The following is a 7,155-nucleotide window of genomic DNA, read 5'->3' on the forward strand; positions in this document are numbered from 1 at the left end:
AAGCTTGGCGTCCGACGGGAACGATCCCGACGAGGTCCTGCTGGCGGGGGTGAGCCGAGGCGAGCCCGCCGCGGTGCGGCAGCTGCTGGACCGGCGCCTGCCGCGCATCCTCGCCCTGGCCAGGCGGATGCTGAACGATCCGGGCGAGGCCGAGGACGTGGCGCAGGAGACGTTTCTGCGGGCTTGGAAGCAAGCCCGGGCCTGGAAGCCCGGCGCGGCGCGGTTCGACACCTGGCTGCACCGGGTGGCGCTGAACCTGTGCTACGATCGGCTGCGGCGTCGGCGCGAGATCGCGACCGACGCACCGCCCGAGCAGGTCGACACCGGACCTGCGCCGGACGCGGGCTTGATGGGGGCGGAGCTTTCGCGGCGGGTCGAGGCGGCGCTGGCGGCCTTGCCGGCGCGCCAGCGCGAGGCGATCGTGCTGTGCCACCACCAAGGCCTGGGCAATATCGAGGCCGCGGCGCTGATGGAGATCAGCGTCGAGGCCCTGGAAAGCCTACTGGGACGCGGACGTCGGGCGCTGAAGGCGTCGCTGGCGGACCTGCGCGGGGCGGGCGGATGAAGGAGACGGGGTCATGATGTCGCCAGGGATGGCCATCGAACGGTTCGAGGACCTGGCCGAGATCTATGGCGGCGAGATCGCCCGCTGGCCGGAAGGCGAGCGCGAGGCCGCGCGCGCCCTGCTGGCGCTCGAGGCCGAGCGCCTGGCTCCGGTGCTGGCCGCCGCCGCCGGGCTGGATCGCCTGCTCGACCTGGCGCCGGCCCAAAGCCCCGACGCCGCCCTGATGGGGCGGCTGATCGCGGCCGCGCCGCGTCCGGCCGCCGCCGGTCCGCGCTGGATCGCTGGGCTTTCCGCAGCCCTGGGACTGTCGGCCGCCGCCTTCGCCGGTGTGTTCGTCGGCGTGGCGGTCGAGCGCGCGCCCCAGGCCGCCGCGCCGGTCGCGGTCGCCGCCGCCGCCGAGCCCGTGGTCACCGCCGTCGACACCAATGCGTCCCTGCAGGACGCCATCGCCGAGCCCTCGGCCCTATGAACGGATCGCGCGCCTGGATGATCGCCCTGGCCGTCTCGGCGGCGATCAACGTCTTCCTGATCGGCGGCGTCGCCGGCATGGCGTTCGTGCGCCTGACCGCCCCGTCGCCGGCTCCCGTGGCGTCGCCTGTGGCCCCGCCGCGCCCCGCCGCGTCCGGCGCCGCGCCGGTCGCCTCGCGGGCCCCCGCGTCCGTGACCGAAGCGCCCCGGCCCGCCCACCACGCCGCCCGGCCGCCGGTCGAGGCGCTCCCGACGCCCGTCGCGCCGCCGATCCCGTCCGCGCCGCCGCCTGAGGCCGCGACCGCCCCCGCCGCCGCCGTGCGTCCGCCGCTGATCTCCGCCGGCGACGCGCTCTCGCCCGAAACGCGGCAAGCGTTCCGCAAGGCGTTGAACGAGGCCAACCGGCGCAATCGCCCGATTTCGCAACAGGCCCGCGCCGAGCGGCAGGCGGCCTTGAACGCCCTGGGCTCGCCCGGCTACGACCCGGCCGAGGTCAGCCGTCGGCTGGCGACCGCCCGCGATCTCGACCAGCAGGCCCGCGCCAATGTCGAAGCCGCCCTGTCCGCCTTCACGGCCACGCTCTCGCCGCAGGAGCGGGCGATCCTCGCGGAGGGGCTGTCCAAGGTCTACGCGCCCTTGGCCGCGCGTCGCCAGATGGCCGGACCGAACTGAATTTCGCCCGGCAGGTAACCAAACGGCGCTCGCATCCGTATCTGTAGGGACAGCTGCTTACGGAGCGTTTCCATGCTGATCCGCCACGCCCCCGACCTGACCGACAACGACGTCACCGACCAGGGCCTCTATCTGAAGCGCCGGACGCTGATGGCGGGGCTCGCCGGGGTGGGTTTGGCCGGCGTCGCGGCGGGCGAAGCCCAGGCGGGTCTGACCTTCACCAAGGGCTTTTCGACCACCGAAGACCCGACCCCCAAGAAGGACATCACCACCTACAACAACTTCTATGAGTTCGGCGTCGACAAGGGCGATCCGGCCGAGAAGTCGGGCCGCTTCAAGCCGCGTCCCTGGACGGTCCGGATCGACGGCGCCTGCGAGGCGCCGCGCACCGTCGGCATCGAGGACCTGATCGGCCAGAACAAGCTCGAGGAGCGCATCTACCGGATGCGCTGCGTCGAGGGCTGGTCGATGGTGATCCCCTGGGTCGGTTTTCCGCTGAAGGACCTGCTGGCCTCGGTCAAGCCGACCTCCAAGGCCAAGTTCGTGGCTTTCGAGACGGTGATGCGGCCTTCCGAAATGCCCGGCCAAGCCTGGAACACGCTGGACTGGCCCTATCGCGAAGGTCTGCGGATCGACGAGGCCATGCACCCGCTGACCCTGATGGCGGTGGGGCTATACGGCGATGTCCTGCCCAACCAGAACGGCGCGCCGCTGCGGCTGGTCGTGCCGTGGAAGTACGGCTTCAAGGGCATCAAGTCGATCGTCCGCATCAGCCTGGTCGAGAACCAGCCGGCGACCTCCTGGAACAGGCTGGCGCCGCGCGAGTACGGCTTCTATTCCAACGTCAATCCGGCCGTGGACCACCCCCGCTGGTCCCAGGCCACCGAGCGCCGGATCGGCGAGTTCCGCCGCCGCGACACCCTGCCGTTCAACGGCTACGGCGAGTGGGTGGCCGACCTCTATCGGGGCATGGACCTGAAGCGGTTCTACTAGGTGAAGTTTTCTTTTTCCGTGTCATCCCGGAAGCCTCGCAGAGGCTATCCGGGACCCAGGGGCGGCGCGCACGGCGCTTGGTCACCCCCTGGGTCCCGGCTCTCCGCGCAAGGCGCTCCGGCCGGGATGACACGCGTTTGGTGATGCGATGAGTTCAGTACGCAAACGCCCCTCCAAGACTCAGGACAACCTCGTCTACGGCCTCGTCTGGCTGGCGTGCTTCGCGCCGCTGGTCTGGCTGGCCTGGCGCGGCTTCACGGGCGATCTCGGGGCCAATCCGATCGAGAGGCTGATCCGCGAGCTTGGCGTCTGGGGCCTGCGGCTGCTGCTGGTCGGCCTGGCCGTCACGCCGGCGGCGCGGATCCTGAAGAAGCCCAGGCTCGTGCGCTTCCGGCGAACCATCGGGCTTTTCGCCTTCAGCTACATCGTGCTGCACCTGTTCAGCTATGTCGGCGTCGACCTGTTCTTCGACTGGAACCAGCTCTGGAAGGACATCCTCAAGCGGCCCTTCATCACCCTGGGGATGCTGGGCTTTGTCCTGCTGATCCCGCTGGCGGTGACCTCGACCAACGGCTGGGTGATCCGCATGGGCCGCGCGGCCTGGAGCCGGCTGCACAGGCTGGTCTACGTGATCGTGCCGCTGGGCGTCGCCCACTACTACCTGCTGGTCAAGGCCGACCACCGGCCGCCGATCGTCTACGGCGTGGTGTTTGTGGCGTTGATGGCCTGGCGGGTGTGGGAGGGGCGGCGATCATCCGCCAAGAAATCTGCTCCCCCTCTGGGGGAGCTGTCGCGGAGCGACTGAGGGGGCGTCGCCGGCCTAAGCCGAGCTGCCCCCTCCGGCCCTCTGGGCCACCTCCCCCAGCGGGGGAGGAGAAGCGACGCCTTACTTCACCGTCTTCGCGTAGGCCTGGGCGGCGTCGACGATGCGCAGGACGTTGCCGCTCCAGATGGCCTCGATATCGGCGTCGCTATAGCCGGCGGCCTTGAGGCGCGCGGTGATCTTGGGCAGGTCGGTGATGTCCTCGAAGCCGTCCATGCCGCCGCCGCCGTCCCAGTCGGCGCCGACGCAGACGGCCTTGGGCCCGGCCACCTTCAACACGTGCAGCATGCTCTTCATGTAGAGGTCGAAGTCGCCGCGCGGGGCCGGATAGGCCTTGTCGATGGTGGCGCGCTTGTCGCCATAGGCCTTCACCATCTCGGGCGTGGCGGTCTTCATGTCGGGCGCGCGGCCCAGGGCGTCGAGCGCGGCCTTGCGCTCGGGGCTGGGCGTGGTGTCGGTCAGGTAGATCGAGTTGATGCAGACCGCGCCGCCGGCGTCGGCGATCTTCTTGATCCGGGCGTCGTCGAGGTTGCGCGGGTGATTGTAGATCGCCTTCGGACCCGAGTGCGAGGCGATGATCGGAACCTTCGACAGGGCCAGGGACTGGTCGACGACGTCGTCGCTGGCGTGGCTGACGTCGATGACGATGCCCAGGCGGTTGGCCTCGGCCAGCCAGCGCAGGCCCAGCGGCGAGTAGCCGTTCCAGATCTTGCCCTTGGGATCGGTCGAGCTGTCGGCCAGCTGGTTGTTGCGGAAGTGGACCGGGCCAGCCATCCGCAGGCCTTCCTTGTGGAAGGTGGTCAAGAGGGTGAGGTCCTCGCCCAGCGGCCAGCTGTTTTCCATGCTGACGAAGGCGAACTTCTTGCCGGCCTTGTTGATGCGCCGGGCGTCGTCCGAGGTCAGGGCCAGCTCGAAGCCGGTCTTGTTCCCGGCCAGCATCTCGCGGATCTCGATCGCGCGGTGCAGGGCGTAGTTGCGGGCGTACTCATATCCGGCGGCGGTCAGGTCGCCCTGGCCGGTGTAGATCACGAAGAAGCCGCCATCGAGGCCGCCTTCGTTCATGCGCGGCAGGTCGACCTGGCTGAAGTCGTGCTCGACCTCGTGGCGGTCGGTGATGTTCCAGCCGGGGCGGCCGAAGTGGGTCGGGGTGTCGAGGTGGGTGTCGAGGATCAGGAAGCTGTCGTGCAGCGTCTTGATCGCCTTTGGGACCTCGCTGGACTTGTCGGGGACCTTCTTGTCGGCGGCCCAGGCGCCAAGGGGAGCTGCGGCGGTCGAGAGCAGGGCGGCCGAGCCGAGGAGAGCGGTGAGCAGGCGACGCATGGGCGGACTCCGGACAGACTGAAGCCGCGACGCTCAAGGTTGGGATGGGGCGCGTCAAGGCGTGAGGATAGACAAATCCCACAAACATCGCCTTCCCAGGCCTTGTGCCTGGGACCCACCGTTCAGCTGTCCAGACATTCGACGATCTGGCGACAAGGCCCGCCGCGCCTGTGCCTGGAGTGAGCGACCAAGCCGAACCCTGGGGCCTCGCCACAAGGGCGAGGAAGGCGGGAAATAGCTCCAGCCCGAACCCTCACATCAGCCCGAGCGCCTTGAAGCTGGCCACGCCCTCGCGGCCGACCACCAAATGATCGTGTACGGCGATTTTCAGGGCTTTTCCGGCCTCGACGATCTGCTTGGTCATGTCGATGTCCGGGCGAGAGGGCGTCGGATCGCCCGAGGGGTGGTTGTGGACGATGATGAGGTTGCTGCTGGAGAGCTCCAGCGCCCGGCGCATCACCTCGCGCGGATAGACCGGCGCGTGGTCGACCGTGCCGCGGTTCATCACCTCGTCGGCGATCAGCTGGTTCTTCTTGTCCAAGTAGTGTGCATTCAGCGCACATGTGTTACGGCTCGGCTTATGAGCGCAAACGTCCTGATTTACCGTCGCTTTTCCACCGATGAGCAGGAGCAAGGCGACACTCTGACCCGGCAATCCCGCATGTGTGAGCAGTTCGCACAGGGTAAGGGATGGTCCGTTACCGGAACCCTCACTGACAGAGGCAAGTCAGCCTTCAAGGGCGAGCATCTGCTACCTGACGCCGAACTCGGACAGTTCGCGGCGAAGGTAGAACGCGGTGAAATCCCGCGTGGGACTGTCCTGCTTGCTGAGCGGTTGGACCGCTTGTCTCGTCGCCCCGTGCAGGAAGCAATGGCCTGGATTCACGGGATAACCAGCAAGGGCGTTCAAATCGCTCTTGCTGACACTGGTCAGGTGTTCACCGCAAACCCGACCATTGAGACGTTCCTGGGCACGGCCATACGTGCTGCACAGAACCACGAAGAGAGTGCCAAAAAATCGCAGCGCATGATCAGCGCCAAGACGCGACTCTGGAATTTGGCTGAACGCAAGCAAGGCGCCTGGACCAACCTCGCCGGTCGGGTTCCCCTTTGGCTGGAGCGAAACGCGGAGTGCAACGGCTGGATCGAGAACGACGAGCGTATCAAGATCGTCAACGACATCTTCCAGTGGTCGGCCGATGGGATCGGTGCCGTGACCATCGCCAAGCGGCTGAACGAAATACCCGTCGAGCCCTGGGGTGTTTGGCGAAAGAAGCCGGGTTGGGGCCGCACGGCTATCCGGCAACTCATCAACAATCCGGCTGTTGAAGGTGACTTCGTTCCCGAGGCAGGCATGTTCCTGGGGAAGGTGCTGCATGGCTTCTATCCGCGCATCGTGGACGCCGATCTCGTCGCCAAAGCACGAGCAGCCGAGAAGTCGCGAAAACACACCAAGGGCCAGCGCGCAAAGTCGGGTTACTCAAACCTGTTCGCGGGGCTGACGTTCTGCGGCAAGTGCGGAAACACGGCCTACCTCTCGTCCAGCACCAACAGGAAGGGTGTCAAATACACCTACATTCGGTGCCAGATTTCCGGTGAGGGTAGGTGCGAGGAGCGAGGGTATTTTGCCTATGAGGCGTTCGAGCAGACAGCCCTAGACATCTGCCTAGACCTCGCGATGGACGACCGCTTTTTCCAAGTCACGGGCGAGCTGCGCGAAGCTCAGATCAAGCGGGCTGAGTTGGAAAAGGTCATCGCTGACAAGCGGGCTCGCCGTAAGCGCATTATGTCGAATTTCGATGAGGACGACCAAGACGCGCTCGACATGGCGCGCGACCTCAAGACCGAGATAGACGGGCTCACAGAGGAGCTTCAGCAGACAATCGGGGACATTGAGCGCGCCTCGGGCAAGGTGGGTGCCGTTGAGCATCTAAGGCGCGTCAACGACATCCGCGAAGCCGCCATGTCCGATGATCCGCTGGTGAGCCAACAGGCACGTTCCAAGCTCCGTCAGGCGTTTTCCGCGATCATCAATAGTGTTCGGATCGAGCGCACCAACGATGGCGAGAAGGTCTTTGTCATCGCGTTCCTGGGCGGTGTCCTGGGTGTTCGGATCGACACCCAAGGCCAAGTCATCGACAGCGTGTCTCACGCGCTTGGAAAGCCCCTGTGGCAGCACTTGCCGGCTGACCAACAAGCGCTGGCTGAACCGCTTATCCGACGGATCAAAGAGCACCTGATCTTCCCCCGAAAAAGTGGACGGGGTTAAGCCGCTCTGCGTTCCATCTCGGCGGGGCTGATATAGCCCAGAGCC

Annotated in this window: 7 protein-coding genes and 2 pseudogenes; 6 read left to right on the forward strand and 3 right to left on the reverse strand. The window is 66.9% G+C overall.

Annotated elements, in window-relative coordinates; all coding sequences use genetic code 11:
• Positions 1 to 4: 4 nt before the first annotated feature.
• The 4 genes from DI526_RS16330 to msrP all read left to right on the forward strand — a co-directional run bounded on the left by DI526_RS16330 (position 5) and on the right by msrP (position 2,698).
• The gene (locus DI526_RS16330; RefSeq protein ID WP_304280209.1) at positions 5 to 565 is read left to right on the forward strand and encodes an RNA polymerase sigma factor; all 561 of its coding nucleotides are present in this window, start codon (positions 5 to 7) and stop codon (positions 563 to 565) included.
• Positions 566 to 578: 13 nt separating this feature from the next.
• A complete protein-coding gene (locus tag DI526_RS16335; RefSeq protein ID WP_304280212.1) occupies positions 579 to 1,034 on the forward strand; it encodes a hypothetical protein in 456 nt (151 codons plus the stop codon).
• The gene (locus DI526_RS16340) at positions 1,031 to 1,705 is read left to right on the forward strand and encodes a periplasmic heavy metal sensor (protein WP_304280214.1); all 675 of its coding nucleotides are present in this window, start codon (positions 1,031 to 1,033) and stop codon (positions 1,703 to 1,705) included. The genes DI526_RS16335 and DI526_RS16340 overlap by 4 nt, the downstream gene beginning before the upstream one ends.
• A gap of 72 nt (positions 1,706 to 1,777) precedes the next feature.
• On the forward strand, positions 1,778 to 2,698 hold the full coding sequence (gene msrP, locus DI526_RS16345; protein WP_304280216.1) for a protein-methionine-sulfoxide reductase catalytic subunit MsrP: 921 nt from the start codon (positions 1,778 to 1,780) through the stop codon (positions 2,696 to 2,698).
• A 45-nt stretch (positions 2,699 to 2,743) separates the two neighbouring features.
• On the opposite strand, the pseudogene DI526_RS16350 reads toward msrP, so the two are convergent.
• Positions 2,744 to 2,831: pseudogene (locus DI526_RS16350) on the reverse strand (hypothetical protein); the annotation flags it as partial.
• Between the two features lie 15 nt (positions 2,832 to 2,846).
• Here DI526_RS16350 and msrQ point away from each other — a divergent pair.
• On the forward strand, positions 2,847 to 3,503 hold the full coding sequence (msrQ, locus tag DI526_RS16355) for a protein-methionine-sulfoxide reductase heme-binding subunit MsrQ (RefSeq protein ID WP_304280218.1): 657 nt from the start codon (positions 2,847 to 2,849) through the stop codon (positions 3,501 to 3,503).
• A gap of 81 nt (positions 3,504 to 3,584) precedes the next feature.
• Here the strand turns inward: msrQ and DI526_RS16360 are convergent, their stop codons facing one another.
• Both DI526_RS16360 and DI526_RS16365 read right to left on the reverse strand, forming a co-directional pair.
• A complete protein-coding gene (locus tag DI526_RS16360) occupies positions 3,585 to 4,841 on the reverse strand; it encodes a dipeptidase (protein ID WP_304280221.1) in 1,257 nt (418 codons plus the stop codon).
• A 253-nt stretch (positions 4,842 to 5,094) separates the two neighbouring features.
• Positions 5,095 to 5,385 (reverse strand): annotated as a pseudogene (locus DI526_RS16365) (RadC family protein); the annotation flags it as partial.
• A gap of 36 nt (positions 5,386 to 5,421) precedes the next feature.
• On the opposite strand from DI526_RS16365, the gene DI526_RS16370 reads away from it, so the two are divergent.
• Positions 5,422 to 7,110 carry a recombinase family protein gene (locus DI526_RS16370; RefSeq protein ID WP_304280224.1) on the forward strand — a complete coding sequence of 563 codons (1,689 nt, stop codon included), beginning with the start codon at positions 5,422 to 5,424 and terminating at the stop codon, positions 7,108 to 7,110.
• The last annotated feature ends 45 nt before the right edge of the window (positions 7,111 to 7,155 follow it).

The sequence above is a fragment of the Caulobacter segnis genome (assembly GCF_003243465.1).
GTDB classification, from domain to species: Bacteria; Pseudomonadota; Alphaproteobacteria; order Caulobacterales; family Caulobacteraceae; genus Caulobacter; species Caulobacter segnis_A.

What these genes read in the sequence shown, in the direction of transcription:
- DI526_RS16335 (WP_304280212.1), top strand. Translation starts at nt 579, where the DNA reads ATGATGTCGCCAGGGATGGCCATCGAACGGTTCGAGGACCTGGCCGAG.
- DI526_RS16340 (WP_304280214.1), top strand. Translation starts at nt 1,031, where the DNA reads ATGAACGGATCGCGCGCCTGGATGATCGCCCTGGCCGTCTCGGCGGCG.
- msrP (WP_304280216.1), top strand. Translation starts at nt 1,778, where the DNA reads ATGCTGATCCGCCACGCCCCCGACCTGACCGACAACGACGTCACCGAC.
- msrQ (WP_304280218.1), top strand. Translation starts at nt 2,847, where the DNA reads ATGAGTTCAGTACGCAAACGCCCCTCCAAGACTCAGGACAACCTCGTC.
- DI526_RS16370 (WP_304280224.1), top strand. Translation starts at nt 5,422, where the DNA reads ATGAGCGCAAACGTCCTGATTTACCGTCGCTTTTCCACCGATGAGCAG.
- DI526_RS16360 (WP_304280221.1), bottom strand. Translation starts at nt 4,841, where the DNA reads ATGCGTCGCCTGCTCACCGCTCTCCTCGGCTCGGCCGCCCTGCTCTCG.